Source organism: Vibrio sp. SCSIO 43137 (assembly GCF_028201475.1).
Classification (GTDB): domain Bacteria; phylum Pseudomonadota; class Gammaproteobacteria; order Enterobacterales; family Vibrionaceae; genus Vibrio.
Map to the genome: position 1 here is coordinate 1,520,685 of NZ_CP116383.1, position 22,790 is coordinate 1,543,474.

General features: G+C 45.0%; 24 protein-coding genes and 1 tRNA gene. 11 read left to right on the plus strand and 14 right to left on the minus strand.

The features are described from left to right. Together tssM and PK654_RS07155 are read left to right on the plus strand one after the other, a co-directional pair. Complete coding sequence (tssM, locus tag PK654_RS07150) at window positions 1–3,462, plus strand: type VI secretion system membrane subunit TssM (protein ID WP_271698527.1); 3,462 nt, start codon at window positions 1–3, stop codon at window positions 3,460–3,462. Window positions 3,463–3,721: 259 nt separating this feature from the next. Beyond that, window positions 3,722–4,276: a protein kinase domain-containing protein gene (locus PK654_RS07155; RefSeq protein ID WP_271698530.1), complete on the plus strand. Its 555-nt coding sequence runs from the start codon at window positions 3,722–3,724 to the stop codon at window positions 4,274–4,276. Here the strand turns inward: PK654_RS07155 and PK654_RS07160 are convergent. From PK654_RS07160 to PK654_RS07170, 3 genes are read right to left on the minus strand one after another with little or no spacing between them, the layout of a single operon-like run. Beyond that, window positions 4,262–4,558 carry a PAAR domain-containing protein gene (locus tag PK654_RS07160; RefSeq protein WP_271698531.1) on the minus strand — a complete coding sequence of 99 codons (297 nt, stop codon included), beginning with the start codon at window positions 4,556–4,558 and terminating at the stop codon, window positions 4,262–4,264. The genes PK654_RS07155 and PK654_RS07160 overlap by 15 nt on opposite strands. Before the next feature lies 1 nt (window position 4,559). Then, entirely contained in the window at window positions 4,560–5,132 is a 573-nt protein-coding gene (locus PK654_RS07165; RefSeq protein ID WP_271698533.1) for a DUF6931 family protein, read from the minus strand. Next, window positions 5,132–7,168: a type VI secretion system Vgr family protein gene (locus tag PK654_RS07170; protein ID WP_271698534.1), complete on the minus strand. Its 2,037-nt coding sequence runs from the start codon at window positions 7,166–7,168 to the stop codon at window positions 5,132–5,134. Before PK654_RS07170 ends, PK654_RS07165 begins: the two co-directional genes overlap by 1 nt. A gap of 287 nt (window positions 7,169–7,455) precedes the next feature. Here PK654_RS07170 and PK654_RS07175 point away from each other — a divergent pair, with 287 nt between their 5' ends. Then, window positions 7,456–9,495 (plus strand): response regulator, encoded by a 2,040-nt coding sequence (locus tag PK654_RS07175; protein ID WP_271698535.1) that lies wholly within the window; start codon window positions 7,456–7,458, stop codon window positions 9,493–9,495. A gap of 56 nt (window positions 9,496–9,551) precedes the next feature. On the opposite strand, the gene cqsA is transcribed toward PK654_RS07175, so the two are convergent. Beyond that, window positions 9,552–10,727, minus strand: a complete 1,176-nt coding sequence (gene cqsA / locus PK654_RS07180) for an alpha-hydroxyketone-type quorum-sensing autoinducer synthase (RefSeq protein ID WP_271698536.1) — start codon at window positions 10,725–10,727, stop codon at window positions 9,552–9,554. Between the two features lie 205 nt (window positions 10,728–10,932). Here cqsA and PK654_RS07185 point away from each other — a divergent pair, with 205 nt between their 5' ends. Then, window positions 10,933–11,256 carry a hypothetical protein gene (locus PK654_RS07185; RefSeq protein ID WP_271698538.1) on the plus strand — a complete coding sequence of 108 codons (324 nt, stop codon included), beginning with the start codon at window positions 10,933–10,935 and terminating at the stop codon, window positions 11,254–11,256. Window positions 11,257–11,348: 92 nt separating this feature from the next. Beyond that, window positions 11,349–11,537, plus strand: coding sequence for a hypothetical protein (locus PK654_RS07190; protein WP_271698539.1), 189 nt, complete (start codon window positions 11,349–11,351; stop codon window positions 11,535–11,537). 107 nt (window positions 11,538–11,644) lie between these two features. Here PK654_RS07190 and PK654_RS07195 read toward each other — a convergent pair whose 3' ends face one another. Further along, window positions 11,645–12,493: a hypothetical protein gene (locus tag PK654_RS07195; protein ID WP_271698541.1), complete on the minus strand. Its 849-nt coding sequence runs from the start codon at window positions 12,491–12,493 to the stop codon at window positions 11,645–11,647. A gap of 443 nt (window positions 12,494–12,936) precedes the next feature. On the opposite strand from PK654_RS07195, the gene PK654_RS07200 reads away from it, so the two are divergent. Then, the gene (locus PK654_RS07200) at window positions 12,937–13,143 is read left to right on the plus strand and encodes a hypothetical protein (RefSeq protein WP_271698544.1); all 207 of its coding nucleotides are present in this window, start codon (window positions 12,937–12,939) and stop codon (window positions 13,141–13,143) included. 60 nt (window positions 13,144–13,203) lie between these two features. Here PK654_RS07200 and PK654_RS07205 read toward each other — a convergent pair whose 3' ends face one another. Both PK654_RS07205 and PK654_RS07210 read right to left on the minus strand, forming a co-directional pair. Continuing rightward, window positions 13,204–13,653, minus strand: coding sequence for a transcriptional regulator (locus PK654_RS07205; RefSeq protein ID WP_271698547.1), 450 nt, complete (start codon window positions 13,651–13,653; stop codon window positions 13,204–13,206). Between the two features lie 13 nt (window positions 13,654–13,666). Then, a complete protein-coding gene (locus PK654_RS07210; protein WP_271698549.1) occupies window positions 13,667–14,008 on the minus strand; it encodes a DUF4258 domain-containing protein in 342 nt (113 codons plus the stop codon). Between the two features lie 416 nt (window positions 14,009–14,424). Here PK654_RS07210 and PK654_RS07215 point away from each other — a divergent pair, with 416 nt between their 5' ends. Together PK654_RS07215 and PK654_RS07220 are read left to right on the plus strand one after the other, a co-directional pair. Continuing rightward, on the plus strand, window positions 14,425–14,709 hold the full coding sequence (locus PK654_RS07215) for a type II toxin-antitoxin system Phd/YefM family antitoxin (RefSeq protein WP_271698551.1): 285 nt from the start codon (window positions 14,425–14,427) through the stop codon (window positions 14,707–14,709). Further along, complete coding sequence (locus tag PK654_RS07220) at window positions 14,687–15,040, plus strand: type II toxin-antitoxin system RelE/ParE family toxin (RefSeq protein ID WP_271698552.1); 354 nt, start codon at window positions 14,687–14,689, stop codon at window positions 15,038–15,040. The genes PK654_RS07215 and PK654_RS07220 overlap by 23 nt, the downstream gene beginning before the upstream one ends. Before the next feature lie 346 nt (window positions 15,041–15,386). Here PK654_RS07220 and PK654_RS07225 read toward each other — a convergent pair. Then, window positions 15,387–15,463, minus strand: a tRNA-Val gene (locus PK654_RS07225). A 287-nt stretch (window positions 15,464–15,750) separates the two neighbouring features. Here PK654_RS07225 and PK654_RS07230 point away from each other — a divergent pair. Continuing rightward, a complete protein-coding gene (locus PK654_RS07230; RefSeq protein WP_443088740.1) occupies window positions 15,751–16,593 on the plus strand; it encodes a DNA ligase in 843 nt (280 codons plus the stop codon). A 74-nt stretch (window positions 16,594–16,667) separates the two neighbouring features. Here the strand turns inward: PK654_RS07230 and PK654_RS07235 are convergent, their stop codons facing one another. The 3 genes from PK654_RS07235 to PK654_RS07245 form a co-directional block, all read right to left on the minus strand. Continuing rightward, window positions 16,668–17,111, minus strand: a complete 444-nt coding sequence (locus tag PK654_RS07235) for a bactofilin family protein (protein WP_271698554.1) — start codon at window positions 17,109–17,111, stop codon at window positions 16,668–16,670. After that, entirely contained in the window at window positions 17,021–17,962 is a 942-nt protein-coding gene (locus tag PK654_RS07240; RefSeq protein WP_271698557.1) for a peptidoglycan DD-metalloendopeptidase family protein, read from the minus strand. The genes PK654_RS07235 and PK654_RS07240 overlap by 91 nt, the downstream gene beginning before the upstream one ends. 272 nt (window positions 17,963–18,234) lie before the next feature. Continuing rightward, on the minus strand, window positions 18,235–19,605 hold the full coding sequence (locus PK654_RS07245) for an MATE family efflux transporter (RefSeq protein WP_271698559.1): 1,371 nt from the start codon (window positions 19,603–19,605) through the stop codon (window positions 18,235–18,237). A 214-nt stretch (window positions 19,606–19,819) separates the two neighbouring features. On the opposite strand from PK654_RS07245, the gene PK654_RS07250 reads away from it, so the two are divergent. Beyond that, on the plus strand, window positions 19,820–20,434 hold the full coding sequence (locus tag PK654_RS07250; RefSeq protein WP_271698560.1) for a riboflavin synthase subunit alpha: 615 nt from the start codon (window positions 19,820–19,822) through the stop codon (window positions 20,432–20,434). A gap of 1 nt (window position 20,435) precedes the next feature. Here PK654_RS07250 and PK654_RS07255 read toward each other — a convergent pair whose 3' ends face one another. Continuing rightward, window positions 20,436–20,639 (minus strand): CPXCG motif-containing cysteine-rich protein, encoded by a 204-nt coding sequence (locus PK654_RS07255; RefSeq protein WP_271698562.1) that lies wholly within the window; start codon window positions 20,637–20,639, stop codon window positions 20,436–20,438. A gap of 39 nt (window positions 20,640–20,678) precedes the next feature. Continuing rightward, complete coding sequence (locus PK654_RS07260; protein WP_271698564.1) at window positions 20,679–21,539, minus strand: fructosamine kinase family protein; 861 nt, start codon at window positions 21,537–21,539, stop codon at window positions 20,679–20,681. A 274-nt stretch (window positions 21,540–21,813) separates the two neighbouring features. On the opposite strand from PK654_RS07260, the gene PK654_RS07265 reads away from it, so the two are divergent. Further along, window positions 21,814–22,158 carry a DUF3802 family protein gene (locus PK654_RS07265; protein ID WP_271698565.1) on the plus strand — a complete coding sequence of 115 codons (345 nt, stop codon included), beginning with the start codon at window positions 21,814–21,816 and terminating at the stop codon, window positions 22,156–22,158. Here PK654_RS07265 and PK654_RS07270 read toward each other — a convergent pair. Continuing rightward, a complete protein-coding gene (locus PK654_RS07270; protein ID WP_443088741.1) occupies window positions 22,155–22,658 on the minus strand; it encodes a C40 family peptidase in 504 nt (167 codons plus the stop codon). The two genes, PK654_RS07265 and PK654_RS07270, sit on opposite strands and share 4 nt — an antisense overlap. Window positions 22,659–22,790 lie beyond the last annotated feature (132 nt).

Below are 22,790 nucleotides of genomic sequence, written 5' to 3' on the forward strand. Positions count from 1 at the left end.
ATGATAAAAAAAATAATCGTCACTGTTATCGCCCTGCTAATACTGCTATCGGGAATTTCCGTATGGTGGTTTGAGGTGTTTAAACAGGATCTGGGCTGGCTAAATATCGCCTCTCTTATTGCTGGTTCTATTGTATTTGTAGCGGCATTGATATGGCTCTACAGACAGAGAAGTAAAGATCGTGCAGCCCGAAAAGCCCATGAGCAGGAAGTTCTGCTAAAAAAAGATACTCAGTATATTCAGGATATCTTTAAAAAATCCGTAAAACGGGTACAGGGTAGCGGCAGCGTTAAGCTAAAAACACTGTATGACTTGCCTTGGTACCTGCTTATTGGTGGTGAAGGCGATGCCAAGAGCTCGATACTGCAGCAAAATGGCCTTGAGCCGGTACTGAATAATCAGACTCAGAAAGAGGATGAAGAGCACTACCTTAAGTTCTGGAGTAATGACAGGGTAGTGGTACTGGAAGTAGGACACCGCCTGTTTGATAACGAAGGTATCGATGAAGCTCTGTGGAGCGTACTGTGCCAGCAACTGATTAAGTATCGTCCTCGTCAGGCAATCAACGGTGTGGTTTCTGTTATCGGTTGTGACCGCTTGCTGAAGGGAGATCGTAAAGACAGACAGAGACTGAGCAGCATTATTCAGGAAGCGATTCTGACCCTGAGTGATCGCATCGGTATCCGCGTACCTGTCTATGCGACCTTCTCTAAGAGCGACACTTTGACGGACTTTACCGAGTTCTTTGAGTCATTCTCAGGTACAACACTTGATAGCCCTATGGGCATCACCTTTGAAGATACTCCTGCCGGTCAGTTTGACTCTTACCTGTTTGATAAACAAGCCAAGGCACTGGTTTCTTCCCTTGCTGATCAGCAGTTTGAACTGCTTAAGAACAGCCACAGTGATAAAGCGGGATCGGTAGTTGCGTTCCCGTATCAGTTCACTATCTTTCTGCAGCGCTGTAAGCAGCTTCTGCGTGATATCGGCAGAGAGAACCGGGTACGGGAGTCAGTCTGGATTCGCGGCAGCTATTTCCTCTCTTCCGGCCAGAAAGGGGCCAGTTTTGACTTGCTGACGCAAACCATGGCTGACCGCTCGGAGTTTAATACCGCTGTGGTTAGTGAGCAGGATCAAAACCGCCGTAGCTATTTTGTATCCGGTCTGTTCAGTAAGGTGATTCTTCCTGAGAGCCGTTTAGTTGGTGTGAACAGCAGAAGACAAACAAGCTATTTTCTGCTGACTGCCGTAGCCATGCTGGCTATGGTTTCTGTACTGACACTGGCTGGTCTTGAACTTAAGAATAACTGGAATCAGGATGAAGCCTGGCGTGCTAAAACAACCACTCAGTTAAGTGTTTATGCCTCAGACATTGCCCGCCTGAACCGGGAGACAGTCTCCATTACTGATATTATTGCGGTACTGTATGAGCTGCGTGAAGTAGTGGTTGAAGGTGCAGTTGACCGTCCATGGTATGAGAAGGTGAGTATCCGTCAGGATGAGACGGCGCAGCTGGTTAACCGTGCTTACCACGACCAGCTTAACGAGATACTTCTGCCACGGGTGGAAGAGATCATCAGTAACGAACTGTATGTCTATATCAGCCTTGGAAACCCGAGTAAGATCTTTGAGATTCTACGTTTTTATCAGATGCTGTTTGATGAAAAGCGTTTGGATATTAATGATATGCAGGAGTACCTGCTGGAAAACCTCAATGATCAGGGGGATGTTTCAGAGCAGGATATTAACAAGTTGTCACTGCTGATTGATGACCTGTTTTCCGGCCCTTACGACAAAACTCTGACGGCCAATGAAGAGCTGATTGCTGTTGCGGTGAACAACCTTGAAGGTCTGTCAGCCGAACGTCTGATTTACTCGAGAATTAAGAGCCTTCCAGCCTATAACGGTCAGGTGGATATCCGCAGGCAACTGGGAGAGAAGTTCAGTGATATATTCCTTTTTGAAGACGGGTATCACGGCTTCCTGATACCTGAGATTTATACCCGTCAGGGTTACAGCAATCTTGACCTTAGTGCTAAGTCAGCAATTCTCAGATTGCAGATGAAAGAGTTTAAGATGATGCAGGGCGACTTCTCAGCCGTCTCTATCACTGAAATGACAGAACTGAGCCGTCAGATTCAGCGTCTCTACTTTGCCGATTATATCTACCGCTGGAAGGATCTGATCGCCAATATCAAGGTAAGAGACTTTGCTACTGCTCAGGAGCTATCTCTCGCCCTTAGACTGGCAAGAGAACCAGCCACCAGCCCGATTCTGGATGTGTTGGATGCTATTGTGGTTAACACCACACTGGCAGTGGAAGAGCAACCGGATACTCGCCAGCAGAAACAGGTGGCGGCACAACTTGGGGTAAAACAGCTGACCAATATCGCTAAGAAGGCTGACAAAATTAATCGTCTGGCCGGAGATAAGCTATTAAGGCTGCAACCGTCATTTGTGGTGAATGAAGCGTTTAAAAATTACGCCGCTTATATTGATTCTGAAGCAGCAGCAACTGGCGGAGCGCCGATGAACAGCCTGCTGGCTCAGTTTGATCAACTTAATAGCTACTTTGACTCCGCTTTAAGTAGCGCAAATCCGGCCAAAGCTTTTTATGGCTATGCGACTGCTCATGCTCAGGGAAGTCAGGACGCTATTGTGATGTTCTCCCGTGAGGCCGGAAAAGCGCCAAATCAGGTTGCCGGCTGGGTGAAAGCTATTGCCGGTCAGTCGTGGGCCAGTGTTATTAACAGCTCGGTTGAGCATATTAATGTTGAGTGGCAAAACCGGGTGTACGGCTTTTATTCTCAGGCGATTGCCGGTCGATTCCCGTTCTCAACGGACAGCAGAAGTGAGATTGAACTGAATGACTTTGCTATGTTCTTTAAAGCTCAGGGAACGGTAGAGAAGTTTGTCGATGATGTGCTTAGCCCGTTTGTAGAGTGGGAAAATCAAAAGCTGGTTACCCGTGAAATTGACGGCCGTGCTCTTCCGGTTAAGCGTGATGCCCTTGCTCAGCTCTCTAAGAGTAAGCAGCTGCAGAAGCTGTTCTTTAATACTTCCGGGCAAGAGCTGGCGCTAAACTTCAGGGTTAAGCCAAGTTCTATGAGTACTGATGTAACTGAGTTCAGAATGAGCGAGGTGGAACTGCTGTTTGATTATCGTCATGGCCCAAGGGTATGGAGTGATATCAACTGGCCGTCCAACGCCGAAGACTCTGAACTGAGGCTTAGCTTCTTCCGTGGTGAAGACAGAGTCGCTACACAGGCTTATCAGGGCAAATGGGGTCTGATAAGGGTGGTGTTTGACAGTAAGATATCAGCCACTGGTGACAGTCGCATCAGCAAGGTTCGTTTTGAGGAAGAGGGTAAGCATATTATCTTCGATAGCTCTATTGGTGATGGCTCTGTGAAGTTCAGCAAACCTTTCTTTTCTGGCTTCAGCCTGCCGCGTAAGCTATAACTGAAACAGAGAAGAGTCAGGGTTCAATTAAGCCAGCATTTTGCTGGCTTAATTTTTTATTCGCCAGATGAAGCAATATAATATTATCTTGGCAAGTATCGAGCACAAACACGCATAAACCCGTCCTTGGGGCTCCGCCGCGCCATCCCTGGCGCAGAGGGTTTATTTATCGATATTTGCCCGACGAAAAGGTGAAGATATCAGCTTAGGTCGCAGGCAAGCTAAAACATAAATCAGATAATCAGGGTATTTGCTATTAATGGCATTAGTTAAGGTCAGAAAAGATAAAACAGCATTTCGCTTTGAACTAAAGGCGTTGCAGCAGTGTGCCTGCTACCGGCTGCAACCGCTGCTGGACCAAGACTCTGAAAGCAAAACGCTCTGGCTGCACTATTTTGAACAGGCCGATAACTTTCTCTCCTTCTCTTATAAAGATGCTGACAAGTTTCTTACCTTACTGCCGCAAATTATCAGGGCAATCCGTTATTGCCATCAGCAGGGTTGGGTACACGGAGATATTAAACCTTCAAACTTGCTGTATCTTGCTGGTGAGGAGAGGGTGATCTTGATTGATTTTGCCGCGGCGCTACCTATCGGCCAGAGCCGCGAAGAACTGACGGAGTGGCAGTTTACCTCTCAGTTTGCCCGCGAACATCAGAGAAAAGGTGAAGGTGTAGCTTGTGAAGCCGATGACTGGTATGCCCTGAAGCGGTGGCTGGAACAGTTGCTGAGCAAGCCACTCACGACAAGACAGACCTTAAAGGTAAAGCGGATAATTGGCTGGCTGGAGAGCCAGATATCAGCCGCCGATTAACACTGTCGGCCAGCCAAGAATGATGGTTCCGCCATGTGCCGTCATATCCGTCATTCTGGCGGCAGGCATATTGTTGATCAGTACTGTGGCACTGCCTTTAATAATGCTGTCCGGCGGACCGACACAAACGCACATCTGCCCAAGAGTAGCTGCGGGTAGGTTACCGATCAGCACGGTCGAAGGCATCGGTAGAATAGGCCCTCCAACATGGGGGATGGGAACCACAGCCGGTGTCTGCATCGGGCAGACATGCATATCAGTTGCTCTTGCAGCAGGAAACATATTAGCTTTCCTCCAGTTCGCCGTTACCGCCATTGGCGATATCGGTACCGATTTCGATAAAGTGATTAAAACGCTGTTTAGCATCAGCACCGTCAGGCAGTATTGCGCTCAGGTTAATACAGCCAGTCACGGCCTGCGCATATAGATAAGGCGGTGGCGGAACCACAGGGTCTTTCGGTGAGGTCATACTTCCTCCGCTCCAGAAAGCAGCTTGTGCTGCCCAGCCGGCACCGCTATCCAGTGTTGCTTCTTTTGCCATATTCTCAGCGTGACGGCGGCTGGTTTCATCGGGAGTATGTACCCACGCTTTAGCTGCATTAATGGCATCGTTCTCTTGTTGTGACCAGTCATGCCGCTGGCTGGCACAATTACAAGCCCACCAGATAGACTCGCGGATAGGCAGGCCATGGGCAATAAAGGTGACCGCGTCACTATATAGCTCGGCTTCCAGTGCTTTGCTAACCAGTTCAGCCGGAGACATTTCCGGTTCTGTCAGGGCTTTTATCTCTGCACTGGGCTGATACAGAGCAAGAATGTCTTCTGCGAACTGATGAGGAATTTTAATATATTTCATTAGTTTACCTTAGCGATTGCGCCCTGAATTTCTACCATGGCTCCGGCTTTAATCTGCGTCATTGCACTGCCGTTAACGGAGACCAGTGCACCTTTTAGGTCGGCTTTACCTTGCCCTTCAACGGTAACCATAGCGGCTTTTAACTCAGCTTTGGCCTGACCGGCGATACTGACTTGCGGTGCTTCAATCTTAATTCCGCTGGCACTCAGCTCGATTTTGCAGGCACCGACGGCCAGTGCAATTTTGGTTTTGCCTTTTAGGGAGATCTCTTGTCCGTCAACGGTAATGGAAGCGGTAGCTTTTAAGTCGGCATTAGAGCTAGCTTCGATAGCCACATTCTTATCAGACTTAACGGAGAAATCCTCTTTACTTGACATATCCGCGGTTTTGTCAGAGCTAAGGGAGAAGGCCTCCTTCGATGAAACCGACATGCTCTTTTCCGTTGCCGCTGAGAACTCCTCTTTACTGCTGATATCCAGACTCTTTTCTACACTGACGGTTTTAATCCCGGTGATGGTACTGGTGGCGTCGTTCTCCACTTCCGTTAACATATCTTTCTGGGCGTGGATATAGAACTCTTCTTTGTCTTTTTGATCGTCAAAGCGGATTTCATTACTGGTTTTACTGCTGCCGTCAGGAGTAGCACGGGTTCTTACGCCACTTTGGGTTGCGGATTCAAACGGAGGCGTATTGGTTGGATTATAGATAGAACCTGAGACAACAGGGTAATCAGGGTCACCGTCAATATAGCTTACCAGCACCTCATCGCCGATGCGCGGCGTAAACTGCACTCCAAACCCTTTACTGGCAAAGTTTTGCGATACAGGTAGCCAGCAGGAGGTGTTTTCATCATTTTTACCGTTAGCATCCCAGTGAAACTGAACCTTAACCCGGCCAAGAGCGTCACTGTAGATCTCTTCTCCGCTAGGGCCCGTCACTGTCGCGCTGTGCACGCAAGACACTTTGGGCTTGCCAAGGTGCTTAGGCCGGAACGGGGTCGAAGAGGGGATACACTCAAATTGATTGCGGTATTGCAGCTCACGGCCGGATTCTGAACACTTAATATGGTGAACAATCTCAGTGACCAGATACTCCTGATTGCTGGCGGAGATAGGGTGTTCTGTCAGTTTAAACTTCTTACCGGCAGAGAGCGCCATAATGGTCGAGGAAGCACTACAGATAATCTTGGCAGAGTCATAAGCTTCCATTCTGGTTTTGGCCAGATCGCGGATAACAGATTTATCCTTGCTGCCCTGACCATAGTAATAGTCACTTAACTCACTCAGTGAGTTAGAGAGAGAAGAGGCCTGCTCACCGCTGTCGATCAGTTCAGGTAGTTCCTGACTGTAATCGGCAAGGCTGATTTTAGCTGTGGTCACTTTGCTCTTTTGTTTCCAGTTAGCCAGATTGTAATCGCTGCTGCCGGTTTTCTTATAGCTATATGGCGAGTTTTCTGCACTTTCGAAATTCTGGTTGCTGTCCGATAGCTGTACCTTGTGGGAAGATGAGGAGTGATCTACCCGGTAGTGCCAGCCTTCCGTCGCCATTACACGCTGAACAAAGGCGAGATCTGTTTCATCCATCTGAGTGCAGTACTCATGTTCTTCTCCGTCACCAGATACTGAGAAGTCGGTGTAACTTTTAATTCCGGCATCGCCGAAGATCTGCTCGATAACCTGCTTGCTGGTCATCTGCTGGAAAATCTGCCGGTTATGGCGGAAAGCCAGCAGTGAGAAAGCGTCGCTGGAACCGATACGGTAGTAGTAGAGATCTTTCTCAATACTGTACTCAATCAGCTCAATAGAAGTGACTAAGCCATTGTAGAAGCGGGATTCCTGCTGGAAAGTAAACTCGATGCTGACGGCTTTGCCAAGAGCTGACTCATCGATAGGCTCAGGTGCAACCAGAGACAAGCTGATTTTACACCCTGCAGAGAGCTGTTCTTTGCAGGTGAGATCTGTGGTGATATAGGGGCCTTTTCCGTTAAGCTTGGTTGTTAAAGGGCGGGAGCCGCTATTGTACTCGCCTGAAGCCATAAATCCCCCAAATGACTAACAAATTATCATAGATTCAATCAATTAAGATTACATCATATCCCTTTGTTAGTCATCAGATGAAGAGGCAGTAAAAACCTAATAAGACCAGTTGATGTGGCCGGATTAAAACAAGACGAGTAAGTAGTGATAGTTTGCCTATTAGTGAATAAAAGCTATTGCTAATCAGAGCTCTCACATCAGGGCGAACATTATTGCGATAAACAACTCAGCCCAGTACTATTGTTTAACTAAATAATAATGACATTTTTGGTTGGCATTTAAGTCTGATGGAACAGTTGCGCAAGGTTTATCAATATGCTGAACCTAACCTTACCTTAATTGGCTGGTTGGGTTTTGTCGGTTTCCCTGCCTATTACTTTGTCTGGCAATATATCTTTCCTCAGCCCTATGAAAACGTGTGGCTTCGCCTGATTTGTTCACTGCTGTTTCTTGGCATTGTTGTCCGCAATAAGCTGAACGTCAGGCTGCGTTCTTATATGCACCTCTATTACCAGCTGGTTATTATCGCTGGTCTGCCATTCTTTTTTTTCTATATGTTGTTGATGAACGGCTGGTCCCAGATCTGGGTGATGTCGTTTATGTCATCTATATTTCTGCATATTCTATTGGTACACATTACCTGGATAATGTGCCTTCAGACGATTATTGCGCTAGTTCTGGCAACGTTTTTTGCCTGGGTGGCCAAAGGGTACAGTCTGGAGATGGTGGTTGACTGGTCTCAGCTACCTGTGTTTCTGTTTACTTACCTGTTCGGCAGTTTATGTTTTTACCGCTATAACGTGGATTATGACTCCAAAGTGGCGTTGGCAAAATCTTTCGGCGCCGGCATTGCCCATGAAATGCGCAACCCGCTAAGTAGCCTTAGCCGTTTTATCGATGTAATTCAAAGCTCGCTTCCTAATACCCGCATTGACAGAAAAGATCACTATCAGCTTAGCCGCAGCCAGATAACAAGGCTACAGCAGGCGAGTGATGATGCCTGGAAAGTGATTCGCTCCGGAAACGAAACTATAGATCTTCTGCTTACCTCTATTGATGAAAACCGGGTTTCCCGCTCCAGTTTTAAGCTCTACTCAGCTCAGGATATAGTCGAAAATGCGATAGAGAGTTTTAGCTATAAAAGTAGTGAAGAGAGGAATGCGGTAAGCCTCAATATAAAGGGTGATTTTGAGTTTTTCGGTAGCGATACCTTGCTGAAGTATGTGGTCTATAACCTGTTAAAAAATGCTTTTCACCACGGCTTTAAAGAGGCGTTCTCCATTGATGTTACCCTTCGTGCCGGAGTGCGTAATAACAAGGTTATAGTACGCGACAACGGCACGGGTATTGCGCCTGAGTTAATTAACGATATCTTCAGGGATTTCTATACCACAGGCCAAAGCGGTAGTCATGGCCTTGGCTTGCCCTTCTGCAAAAAAGTAATGGCTTCTTTTGGCGGCAAAATAAAATGCAGTTCTGAGCCGGGTAAATGGACTAAGTTCACTTTAACCCTTCCTCTGTCAAAATCAGATTCAGTGGCGGAAATCAAAAATGAACTGGCCAAACAAAAGTCAGTTTTAATGATTTCTAAAGGTGAGCTTCTGGTCAATCAGATAAGAGGAGCGGCGGATATCATCGGTTTTGAGTTAACTACCGTGACAGCTGAATCTGCCCTGAGCAGCAGTCAGGCCAATTACGATGTTGTGCTTATCGACTTGGATCCGCTTCGACGGTCGGCAAACCTACTGGATAAACTTGAAGCCATGTATGCCTATGGTGAAGGCCAACTTGTCTATCTTTATTGCGGTGAAATTATTAAACGGCCTGTCAAGGCTGGTGTCTCTCCACTCTGGATAAAGAAAGAGCAGTGGCAGCAGAGTCCGGTTCAACAAATGGATAAGCTGCTGTTTGACTCCGAACAGGTAATAGTACCTGTTAGTGTGGCGATCCCTAAAACGGATTTCAAAAGAACCGTAATGATCGTTGACGATAATGAGTCCCTACGCAGGTTTACCGCTATTCTGTTGGAAAAACAGGGTATTGAGGTGATTCAGAAGGAAAATGGTCTTCAGGCGATTGATACTCTTGAAAAAGAGGATGTTGACCTGATACTGATGGATATTGAAATGCCGTTAATGGACGGCATTGAAGCGAGCAGCCGGATCCGCCGCTCCGATAAAAACTACGCCGGAATTCCGATTATCGCTCATACCGGCGATAACTCCGTGGCTATGATGGATAAAATCGACTCTTCGGATATGTCTGACTATATCTTAAAACCAGCAGACAAAGAGAAGTTACTGGATAAAATCGCCGACTGGATTTAGCCGGTATAGAGGAGCTACTGCTTGCTAGCCCCTCAGGGGTTTAACTATACCGGTAATCAGACAAACTCTAGTTTAGGTTGGTTGTAAGCCTGATGACATACCGTCAGCACATGATCCACATCAGCGGCCGTTAAATCGGCATTAACGGAGAAGCGCATAATGTTTTTGTTGGCTCCGGTAGCCGGCCGGCAAAAAATGGCACCAAATACGCCTCTTTGCTCAAGAAAATCACGTACCTTTTCGGTATTTCGTTCCGTACCTGTCTCTAGTGATACGATCTGACTTTCACTGCGGATAGTAAAGCCAATATCTTTAAGCCCGCTTCTTAGTTCACCGGCGCGCTGGAACAGCCGTTCACGTTTCTGGTCCGCTTCTTTAATCACTTCAAGGGTTTTGCTAAGCCTAACCATCTCCTGTGGCAGAATGGTCGAGCTGAAAATAGCCGGATAAGAGATAAACGGCAGTGTTTTGTTCAGCTTTTCAGGACCTATAATCGCACCGGCACGGTAGGCAAAAGTCTTTGCCAGACTGACGGTGATAAAGTTAACACGACTTGTCAGCCCCAATGCGCTGACCAAGCCGGAACCCCTGGGCCCGTGTGTGCCGAGTGAATGTGATTCATCCACCAGAAGGGCACAACCAGATTCTTCTGCGATATCACACAGAGTTTCCAGAGGCGCTACCGTGCCTATGGTGCTGTAGACCGAGTCAACCACAATGATTCCTGCACCGTAACGCTTTATCTGTTTACGCAGGTGACGGATATTGTTGTGCATAAAAGGGTAGGCAGAAGCCCCCGCAATTCTGGCACCTTCCCATAAAGACATATGGGCAAAGAAATCGATATAAACAGGAGTCCCTTCGGTGCATATAGCCTGAAGTAGGCCAATATTCGCTGCCCAGCCTGACTGAGATATCAGGCAACTCTCCATTCCGGTAAAAGTTGCCAGTTCGGCTTCGAACGCAGGCTTGCTCTCTTTATCCTGCAAAAACACGCCGGACATTACCACGTTATCATCACATTCAGAGATGGCTCTTTTATGGGCAGCCTGAATCTCGCGGTTGTGGGATAACGCCAGATAATCGTTACTCTGCATAACGATATCCCCTTCGTTAGGGCGTTTTCCAAGTACCAAATGCTTTTTGTTCTGCGTTGGTTCAATAATATCTTCAATATAAAAATTCAGGCGTTCCTCAATAAAAGAGGGAAGAGGTTTTGATTTAGTTATCATAATGAAATCTCTTAGTCAGTTAGAAAAACGCCAGCGCTGGCAAGCTGTTATATTGCTTACTTTTAAGAGAGAGTCATTACGAAATTGTGATGTTTATTAGCAGGGTAGCAAATACACTATTTACGGATTGGATAGAAGAGTCAGATGGGTAGGCTGTTGGCGGTATAGTCTTAGCCCTAATCACCCTAAACTGGATATCTGCGATATGCACGCCAAAGCCAACCTTTACGGGCTGGGTAATGGGGGATACCCGCAAGGCAAAAGCCCGTGGCCGGCACACCCCAATACACTGAGTTATGAGCAGGTGGTGTTTGTGGATGAGGTAACCGATAAAGATAAGCAAGGGCAAACCGACCGCCTGAGCTGGCTAAAGAGCCAGAACTATCAAACCCAAATCGCCGTGCTTGGCCATGGCAAGAAAGTCTCGGCACTAAGGAAAGGTCATTTAAGCCAGAACATGATCGCCACACCATGGAAATATGTGGAGCCGGCACTAAAGCGAAAGGGCATTGATACGGACAGTTTGTAGCGCCCGCCTGTGAATAACTTGCCCCCTGTTTTCCAAGCTTCAGCTTATATAATGCCTGCGACAGCGATATGAAAAAGCATAGGAGCCAGAACATGATTAAGCCTGCCAACCAATCCTATTACCATGCCAAACCTCAGACTTACACCGAAGTTATCTGTATCTGCGGCCACCGTATCTGCGACGACAGGGGAATAATCCGCGCCCGCTGCGTAAAGCTACGCGAAGGAAAAGCACTGTGCAGATGTAAAAGGTGGGTAAGGGTGCCTGTTGGGTGGGAGTAAGGTCTGAGCTATGTACAGACCTATTTACTTCTATGATTATTATTCTAGTATTTTAAGCACTTTACCTTTGCCTATAAACTAGAACAACTCTGTGTGGCGTGAGGTCACTAATCAAAATATGTGTCATAGTTAGTTTTCAAGTTGTTACTTTGTTTCTCGTCTAGGTTTTCTTGAACACGCTCACTAAAAGTGTATAAATCTTGAATAAACTTAGTTTTTGCTTCATCCCATTTTTGACTATTCTTATTGTTATGATCTAAGAGAAACTTAAGATAGGCTTCCATCAAGTGATTGTATGCCTGACTTTTTTTTGACAGCATTGTTCTTTGACTATTCTTCTTTATTATATTTTTTACATCCACTTCACGGGCTTCACCAAAACCGAGCATTTTAAAGCTATCAAGAATACTGAGAGATAGCTTATGAGACTCTTCTATAGCGTAACCAATATTTTTATGAGCTGAAGCGGATAACTTTATATGTTCCTTACTTAAAATATGTGCTTCTTTTATAGATTGATATACATTGTCTAGCGAATCTTCAAGGACCTCTATACTGTTCAATATTTTTTTGCGTATAGGTTTGACTTCGGCATCTAGTATTACATTTCTTGCTGTCCCTATTTGACTAAAAGCAGTTGCTATTTCTTCGTCGTTTTGGCAACTAATTATATTAACTAAGCATGGAGTGAATAGAGCGCGGTCAATCTTATCAAATGCAGCAAGTGCGTAGCCTGCTTTTTGGTAATATAGGTTAAATGATATCTGCTCCTTCCATTGGTTTGCGCTTTTCTCTGCTGCGATAGCACTTTTTTCAGCTGATTCTGATGCTTTATGTGTAGCATATGCTGCATATGCAGTCGCTATTGCAGCGGCAGAAGTCGCCAATACTCCCAAAGCATCAAAGATAGATGGAGCTTCAATAATAACATCAAGACTTAAGTTAAACGGAATCATCTTTCAGTAAAGTTAGTGATTGAATTTAAAGCATAATAAATAGATGTACTTTATTGAGCAATGAAGTTTTGATTTTGGGTACTTTATCCATCACCAAATACATGTTTGATTCCATTAACACCCTGTTACACTTTTCACCTGCGCATTTTATTGACCGTTGAACTGCGTAAAGGTAGTGTGGTTGCATAACAGCAAAATCTGTTATCTGGCTTAGCATCCAGAATAATTTCATAGGAGCTCATAAAGACGCGCTCGCGTCTTTTTTTGTGGGCAGGGTTCGCGCATACCAAAAAAAGTTGTACTCTATGGTGGCTCGAACAGTGGCGACTTCGGTTGCGCCAGAACCTATGGACTGGTAATGCTAACGCTGTTCGAGCTGTCTCCTTTGGGTATTAGCATTCTCTCGGAGGCAGAGGTAGTTAACTTCCATAGGAGACATCATTGTGTCTACACAACACCAATCCAGAAAAGATCCCCACACCATCATCGTTGAAGCCCGTCAGATATGCGGCGGAATCGCCTCACTGGCCAGCGAAGCCGAAGGTTGCTTTGAAACCCTCACCGGCGATCAACTCTACTTCCTGCTTTCCTCGCTAAGCGACAAACTTGATGATGCACTGGAAGAGTTGGAGCTTTCAGACGCGGCATAGGGGAGAGGTAAAAAAGCCTGAGCGGGTGCTCAGGCTTTGTAGTTAATATGGCTTAGTATGTCAGACGGCTCTAAGCCAGTGATGATCCACTTCTTCCAGAACAATTTCAGACATTAACGCTTCCGCTTCATTCTCTGCTAACTTCTGCAAAAGGTAGCCGATATTGCTGTCCTGATTGATAGACTCAAGAAACAGTAAACGCATTGTGACATCAACGGTTTTAGGAATAGTGGATTCCGCCTTTTCCCAGCGCCCTACAGTTTGTTGGTCGACACCAAGCAGTTCACCAAGCACTCTTCGGGAGTGATTAAAATGCTGTCTGAAGAACTTAAACTCATTTCCTGTAAGAGATTGGGGCTTCTCAGCCAACAAGCAGCCGATAGCAATATGCAGCCCGTCTATATCGTCAACACTGAAATATTCTTCACCGTCTATGGTTTCTAGAGTGTAACCGTTCTTCAGGTACACATTGGGCAAACCACATTCGGTGTAGTGGTAAGTTGCGCTCATGTTTATCTCTCTTTTAAACATCGATTACCGTCACGATTAAAACCGATGGATCATCTTCATACCTTCTGAGTATTAACGGTACTCTTATCGTTTCACCAGAAGAGATGCCCTCAAAATTCATTTTCCAGTCTCCGCATTCCGTTTGATAAGGATGCTCTTCAAAACGACTGGAGTTGCTTCTCAGTACAGCGATAATCTGCTGAAAAGTAATATCCCTTTCGTCCATCCGGATACGGGTATGTTTAGATAACTTTATCCTGCCCGTATGGTTCGTTGCTAAATCCTGAACAATCCGCTTAGCGGTTTTTGGTGTCAGCGGAAACTCTGCAACAGTCAAAGGTTGTGATGTGCTCATAGCTAAAATGTCTCTGTTTACTATGCAGTCAAGGCCAAGTATACAGGCACGGTCACCAACGTATGGACTTAAAGTTAACGAAAATTGTATCAAATTGATACAAATGTTAGTTCTGATGAGGGAAATCGTCAAGGTATTTTTGTATCAAAATGATATAGAAAAACTGTGCGTAAATACTGAAGCACTAAATTTAGTCCAAATTAAAACTGATTGTTGACTGGGTTCTAAATATGGTCTAAATTTGGTTCATTGAAGTAAAGAGGAGAGTATAGCGAAGTATCTGTAACAGTAAGGCGGCTAGAGTGATGCATTAGTTCGCTGCTGAATAATAATTAAGGTTCCTTAAAATACTACCCACCACCTGAACCGCCAGAAACCGCATCGATATTAGGGAGCGGCACTAGGAGTAAGACACCATGAACACTGAGACAATCAGTTATTTGAAAAAAAACGCGGCAGATCTGCCTTTAGATGAGCCACTAGTAATAACACAGAACGGAACACCTAAGTACGTTATTGAATCTTATGAAGAGAAACAACGACGTGATGATGCGGTAGCCATGATGAAAATGGTTATGCTGGCTAAACAGGATGTATCCAATGGCCGTGTTAGTTCGCTGGGGAATCTAAAAGCTCGTTTGTCAGAACGCAAACAGACTTTAGAGGGTGATAACATCAATGAATCAGAAGAAACCCGTTAATATTTTTACCACTGCATCATTTGATAAAACGATCGATAACTCGATCACCTACTTAAGTCAGTGGAATGAAGAGTTAAACGTTATAACTGGTGTAGAAAGTGCCCTGGAAAAATTTGAGTCACAAGTCCTGTCGCAGCCATTATCCTATTCGCGCTGCCCTGAACTTATGGAACTGGGAGTGAACTCAGTCCGTAATGCTCATATTAGTGAGTTTCGTCTTCTTTACGAAGTAGAAGATGGAGAGAACGAAATCACCGTGAATCTGCTGTTGTTCCTGAGAACCAAACAGAGCATTGAAAAGCAGTTAATTGAGTACTGCCTATACCAATAATTTTGTCATCCGAAGCCTTTAGTATCTCAAGTACTTTTTGGGTGAATCGGAACATGGAGCCTGAGCATTGCTCGGGCTTTTTTGATCTCCCCTCCAAACAGTCACCCCCGCATTCCAAGTGCCTGGAATTGGCGACCGGGGCCCTGATTTATCAGGGGCTCTTTTCGTATACAGCCACAGGGAATCTTGTGAAACGCTCTTACATCGCGGCTGGTGTAATACTGGCTCTGTCATCTTCTGCACCGCAGGGTGCTATTCATCTGCTTTCCGATAATTGTCGGTGTTATAGGGCAAATTTCAGATACAAAAAAGCCCGCACTTATGTGCAGGCTTCTCTGTTTAAATATGGTGCGTCCGAGTGAACTCGAATCACCGACCCCCACCATGTCAAGGTGGTGCTCTAACCAACTGAGCTACGGACGCATTGTCTTGGAACGCTGTGAATATTATAGTTTCACCTTGTGCTGTGCAAGAAGAATTTCCATGTTTTTGAACTGTTTGACGCTATATTCATCACATTGTCGAAAAAGTACTCTTTGAAACGTGAATTCAGTCGTTTCTTCATTATGTCGGCTAAGTAAACTGTCGGCCCTATCTTAGTTTTACTCGCATTCTCTGCTGATTGGTTTTGTTTCTTTACCGGTTTCATGCTGCTATCGCTCTGCTTTTAAGTGAGTTACAACAGGCAGGAGTGAGAAATGAATCAGAGAATCAGCCTTTCGTTACTTAGTATCAGTATTTCCTTCGTTTTATGTCCATTTTACAGTCAGGCATCGACACTTGAGCAAAGTCTGATTCTTGCAGAGGAGTATTCGGAAGATCAGCATCTGAAAGGGTACTGGTATAGTGAAAAACTGGATGGTATTCGCGCATTATGGACCGGAAAAGAGCTGCTTACGCGAAAAGGAAACAAGATTGTGGCGCCGGATTGGTTTTATAAGGCGCTGCCCGGTATTCCACTAGAGGGAGAGCTATGGGCTGGCAGAGGCAACTTTTATAAGGTTCAACAGACGGTACTGACTTCTCAGCCATCAGATGTTGCGTGGAAGGATATCCGCTTTATGTTGTTTGATATTCCCGGCTCAAAAAAGACGTACAGGCAGCGTTATCAACGGCTTCTTGATTTGGAGGTTGTGGCTAAAGCAAATTTTGTAAAGGTTATACGACAGTACGCTATAGAATCTCAGCATCAACTGTCACATTTGTTTAACGAGACCGATAAAAATGGTGCAGAAGGCTTGATGTTACGTAACCCTGATTCCGTGTATCGGCAGGGGAGAAGTAATGATCTTATTAAGCTGAAGAAGCATCAGGATGCAGAAGCAATGGTAGTGGGTTATCGGGCAGGGAAGGGAAAGTACACAGGAATGACGGGCTCACTTCTTGTTCGTCAGAAAAATGGTAAACAGTTTTACATAGGCTCTGGTTTATCTGAGCAGTTGAGAAAGCACCCACCGGCAATAGGCGAGGTGATTACATTCAGATTTAACGGTATGACCAGTAAGGGGTTGCCAAGATTCGCCCGCTTTATCAGAGTGGTGCCGAAAAACTAGTTTTCAAACAAACACAAAAGAGAGCCGGACAAGCTCTCTTTTGTGTTTTGGCAACCCGGTGCTACAGCTGTTGTTTATTTCTGCTCAACTACCTTGGCTTCAGTAATTTTCTGCTCAAGTTGCAGCGCATTCTCTTTACTTTCTGCCAGACAGACAACTTCATCATTGGTGACGGTTTCAGAAGTACCTAAGAACAAACCACCCTTAGCAATGGTAACTTCAGAACAGGTGATATTACCTTTCAGATCACCCCGGCTGAGAATATCGATATTCTTAGCAAAAATCTCACCTTCGAAGCGACCGTTTACAATGGCATTGTTGGCGTATATAGAACCTTCAACATGGCCGGTCGGGCTAATGGTGACATCATATTCAGTACGTATCGTACCTTTAATTTCACCATCTATTTGTATGTTGCTGGAGAGAGTTAGCTCTCCGGTGATACGTGCCCCTTCGGCGATGATAGTTGGAGCGCCATGCTTACCTGCTGCTCCACGCTTTTTATCAAAAAGTCCCATTGTATGCCCTTTTGGTTCTCAAATAAGGATTCGAAATTATCGATGTTCCAATCTACAAAATTTGCCGGATTCATTGAACGGCCAACGAATCGAATTTCATAATGCAGGTGAGGGCCGGAGGTAAGGCCGCTGTTTCCGGAGTAACCAATCAGGTCGCCTTTCTTGACAAATTGTCCGGATTTCACCTTGAATGATTTCATGTGCGAATATGATGACGTAATTCCAAAAGAATGCGAAATACGAATAAAGTTTCCTGAACCCTTATCACTCTTTCTGGTTACTTCTATCACGCCGTCCGCTGGCGAATAAATCGCTGTACCTGTGTTAACGGCGAAATCCAGCCCGCGGTGCATGGTTTTCTTTTTGGTCACCGGGTGGGTACGCATACCGTATCGTGAAGAGCGTCTTCCGATTTTTACCGGTGATCCATTGGGAATCTGTTTTAACAGTTCAAGCCTTACAGCGGTGTTTATCGCGGCTAAATCAAGCCGGGAGTTCATATCCAGCTCTAGTTTTTCGCCTCCCAGATACTCTTCGATCTCTTCCAGACGGGAAGAGACAGAAAGCAGTTCATCTTCTTTGGCTGAGATATCACCTTCCAGTTGCTGCTTCAGGTTTTGATATTGTTCAAGTTGGGTGGAAAGATCCGATGACTGAGTTTCCAGAAACGCCTGTTTCTCACGGGACAACTGAACTTCATCGACAAGTTTAAGTACAGTCGTGGTGACAACAAATAGTGTCACAATAATGCCGAACATTAATAATTTGAGGCGTGCAACCGTCTTACGACTTAATTTGAAGTGGCTGGTTCCTTTCACTCCTGAAACGGTAACAGCTAAACTGTTGGGCATATCTTGATACTCTGGTAAATACTTGAAGGCCGATTTTAAAGGGAAATAGCCGTTTCCGCTATCCTTGAGAGGGCGGAAAACCTGTTTGTGGGTAAAAAATGGCAGAAAAAGAGTGAATTTTGTGAAAAGCTCACAATTATCGGAGGGATACTGTTTACATAAGCAACTGATTGTTTGTTAACAAAGTGTATTTCATGTGTTGCTATTGTTGCAGGCTTTTGCCACAGGGTTGCGGCAAAAGCTTAGCAGGTTAATTCTAACAGAGAGAATACTTAGCGAAGAGAAAACCTTAACTGAGTCTCATGATCCTGCCCGTGCATCCATTTCAGTCTTGCTCCCAGCATAACTGCAGCGCTGCTTAAGCCGATAATAAACCCTATCCAGAATCCATATACCCCGATCCTTTCTATAATGACGTCGGTAAGACCCAGCAGGTATCCGGCAGGCAGTCCCAGCATCCAGTAGGCAATAAAAGTACAGATAAAGATGGCTTTCATATCTTTGTAGCCGCGTAGCGCACCTGCCGCTACCACCTGAATGGCATCGGTAACCTGATAGATTGCGGCAATAAACAGTAACTGGACAGCAATGTTTAACACATCTATATCTGATGTATAGAGCTGGGTTATAGGCTCTTTGAAAAGGATGGTCAGTAAACCCGTTGCCATGGCACAAAGCACGCCAACCATTAAGGCAACATGGGAGGCAATTTTTGCTGCCTGAGTGTTCTCTTCACCAAGTTTTTGCCCGACACGGATACTAACCGCAACACCAATACTCATCGGCAGCATAAACACCATGGATGAGAAGTTAATAGCAACCTGATGGGCCGCAACGATGGTTGAACCTAACGGGGCGATAAGCAAGGCTACAACGGCAAATAGCGTTATCTCAAAAAACAGAGCCAGTGCGACCGGAAGACCAAGTTTGATTAACCTTATTTGTGAACGGCTAACGGGCCAGTGGTTCTTTTCAAGCAGTTTGACGTGTTTTAGTCTGGATGAGACCAGAATATAAACAAGCATAGCGATAAACATCAGCCAGTAAACGATGGCGGTAGCCACGCCGCAACCGACACCGCCCAGAGCGGGGGCACCGAGTTTACCGTACACAAACATCCAGTTTAACGGGATATTCGCTGCCAGACCGATAAAACCGATGATCATAGCTGGCTTAGTAACCGCCATACCATCAGTAAAACTTCTTAGGGTCTGATAGAGCAGAAACGCCGGAACTGACCACATAATGGCGTTCATATAGCCGATGGTTTTTTCAGCCAGCAGCGGTTCAATATCCATCCAGCCGAGTATGACCTGTGTCTGAAACAGAACGGCAATAGTAGGTAGGGTAAGAAACAGAGAAAGCCAGAAGCCCTGAAAAATCTCAAATGGCACTTTATGGGTTTTATCGGCACCATTTAACTGCGCAACAACAGGTACTAACGCCATTAATAAACCGGCGCCAAACAGAATGCTCGGGTTCCATATACTGGCAGCAACCGCAACAGCGGCCATATCGGTTGCGCTAACGCCTCCCGCCATAATGGTGTCTACAAATCCCATTCCCATTTGCGCCACAGATGCGAGAAGTACCGGGGAGGCCAGCCGGATAAGTTTAATGGCCTCTTCCTGATAAAGGTGCACGAAATTCTCCTGTATATATTGAAGTCTGAGTACGGCTATAAACTGCGGTAAATGGAGGGCTGAAAAGGTAAATCAGCAGTGATTGCTCCGGAGGGAAACGGGTCTGAAAAACAACTTGTTCCGGTTTATCTACCGAGCCGTAAGTATCGATTGCTCAATTGTGTATATAATAGTGAATTGTTGTTATCAGTACCATTAAAAAATGAGGTAATCCGTGTTTACAGGAATTGTTCAGGGAACGGCGGAAGTTGTTGAAATTATCAGAAAAAAAGATTTTCAAACCCATATCGTAAGGTTTGATCCTCAGGCTGTTGAAGGCATTAATATCGGCGCCTCTGTTGCCCACAACGGCTGCTGCCTGACGGTGACGGCAATAGATGGGGGTGATATCTCTTTTGACCTAATGCAGGCGACACTAAAGCACACCAATCTGGGGAGTTTGATTGCTGGTGACAAAGTAAATTTTGAGCGCGCAGCGCGGTTTGGTGATGAGATTGGCGGTCATAGTATGTCTGGCCATATCTCCTGTACTGCTGAAATCTGTGATGTTATTGATACAGAAAATAACAGAACGATCTGGTTCTCTGTTCAGAATGAGGGAATAAAGTACGTGCTGGCAAAGGGATATATCGGAATAGATGGTTGTTCACTGACTATAGGTGAAGTGCAGGGAGATAAATTTAGCGTGCACCTGATCCCTGAAACAATGCAGAGAACTCTGTTTGGTTCGCGTAAGGTTGGTGACAGAGTCAATATCGAATTTGACCCGCAGACACAAGCGATTGTAGATACGGTAGAACGAGTATTGGCAGAGAAGCTAGCTCAATAATTTAAAAGTACTGTTCGTCGTCCGCATCGACAGATAGCTGAATTTCGTCATGCAATTCATCCAACTGCATGGTCAGATGATTTGTCTGGCAACAGGCCGGACAGTCATCATAGAACTCCTGACTCCCTTGCGAGGTATCTAAGGTTACTTCAATGGAGTGCCCGCAATGGGGGCAGGAATAGAATTTTCTGCTGATGGTTTTCATACTCTTTCCTCTTCTGTTTTCAGAAGGCTCTGATGCGAGTCAGAGGATTCCGGAAAAATACTGGTCTGCTTCATCCAGATAGTGACCGCCAAATAAGTTGCAGTGGTTGAGAATATGATAAAGGTTATAGATAGGTTTTCTTTCGCTATAGCCTAAATCTAAAGGGGCGATACTTTCGTAGCCTTGATAAAACTCCGGTTGAAACCCTTCAAAAAGTTCTGTCATGGCGATGTCGCATTCGCGATCACCCCAGTAACAGGCAGGATCATAACAGAGAGGGCCAAAGGCAGTGTTAGCAACATTGCCGTGCCAGAGATCACCATGGAGCAGGGACGGTTTGGGGTGATGGTTAATCAGTCTCTCGTTTATGGTTTCAACAATATCGTCAATATGGCCGAAGCTGATTCCTTTTTCTTCAAGTAATTTGAGTTGCCAGCCAATTCGCTGTTCTGAGAAAAACCGACTCCACTTTTTCCGCCATTGGTTGGGCTGTAATGTAGCCCCCAGATAGTTATCCTGATCGAAGCCGTACTCTTGCTGCTCGCCCCATTGATGCAGTTTTGCGATTGATTCACCCAACTGATAGCTTGCTTTACCATTGTCAAGCGGTTTGGTAGCGATATAGTTGAGAATAAGGTAAGCGCTCTCTTTACAGTTATCGAACAGAACCAGCTCAGGAACATAGACAGTATCTGTTGCGCGAAGCTCTTTAAGATTGTCGGCTTCGGCTTCAAACTTAACCTGAAACTCCCGTGAGTTTACTTTAACGAAGTAGCGTTGTTCGCCATCACTGATCATGTAGCATTCGTTGATATCCCCGCCTTCCACACGGGTGCGTTCTCTTATTTTAAAATCGAACATTAGCTCATCAGAAAGTCGCTGAGATATAGCCTGCCACATAACTACCCCTTGAAAACTCAAATCTCATAACCTGATTTTAGGACATTGTTTTCAATTGCTACAAAAATGATCATAAAAATAATTACTTACTTCAAAAATTTAGCATCTCATCACAAAGAGCTACAGTGAGCTTATAAAGGAAATAAAGTGGTAGCTCTGATATTTGATCATTAGCTTACTGAATAAGTGGCAACATTTATTTCAATGGATTAGTATAAGTTTAGTTGTGTAGGTGATAGTCGTATCAAACAAGAATTTCCGTTGGAGTTATATAGTGGTTGTAGATACTGATGGGTATTTGTCTCTGATTGAGCATTTAACATTCAACCTGAGTGTTTTCACTTCGGAAGAAGGGGACACAGGGGTAGAGACTGTTGAAGATGTCGTGACGGATATGATTGCTTCAAATATTATGACAATATTTGAACAAAACCCAGAGCTTCACTCAAGCGTGCGTTTCAAGTTGTTGAAAGAAGCCGATTTAGTCTTAGAAGACTTAGGTGAAGTGCTTGCTGGTGTGTGGGTCAAAAAAGCAACGAACGAACAAATTATCTTTCTGGATGAGTATATCGCTTTAGTAAAAAACTTATTTGACAGTGCTGTTGCTAAATACGATTAATTAACTCTTCGTACCTGCCAAAATACCGATGCCCAATATGGGTTATCTAGCCTTGAAATGATAACCCCTTTTGAAGTAGACGCGTGCATAAATTGGTTATTGCCGATAAAAATGCCCACATGCTTATCTTTTAAGTTGGTTTTGAAAAACACCAAATCTCCGCTTTTGGCATCGTTATAATCTATTTTTATTCCTGACTGACTCTGCTTTTCTGTTGTTCTTGGTAGTGACTTTTGCTGCGCGGAAAAAATAACTGATTGTACAAAGGCAGAGCAATCAATACCTTGCTTAGTATTGCCGCCGTATTTATATGGTGTTCCTGCCCATTTCTCAAATTCGGTTTTATAGGCTTGATTCTCTGCTCTGTTAAGAACAGATTGAGCTGAATGTGAAACTGGCTCTGCACCATTTTGGCCGATTAGAGATGTAGTACTGCAACCGCTAATACCGAGAATAAAAACTAGAGTGATATGGGAAATGTTCACTTTCATCTGTTGCAGTTTCTCTCAATGAATTAATGATATTTATCCTAATCATCCTTTAACTCAATTTCAATCTAACCCTGAATACTATTTGCTATCACCTTAAAAAAGCCCGGACTGATTAAATCCGGGCTTATTAGGAGGGGCGAT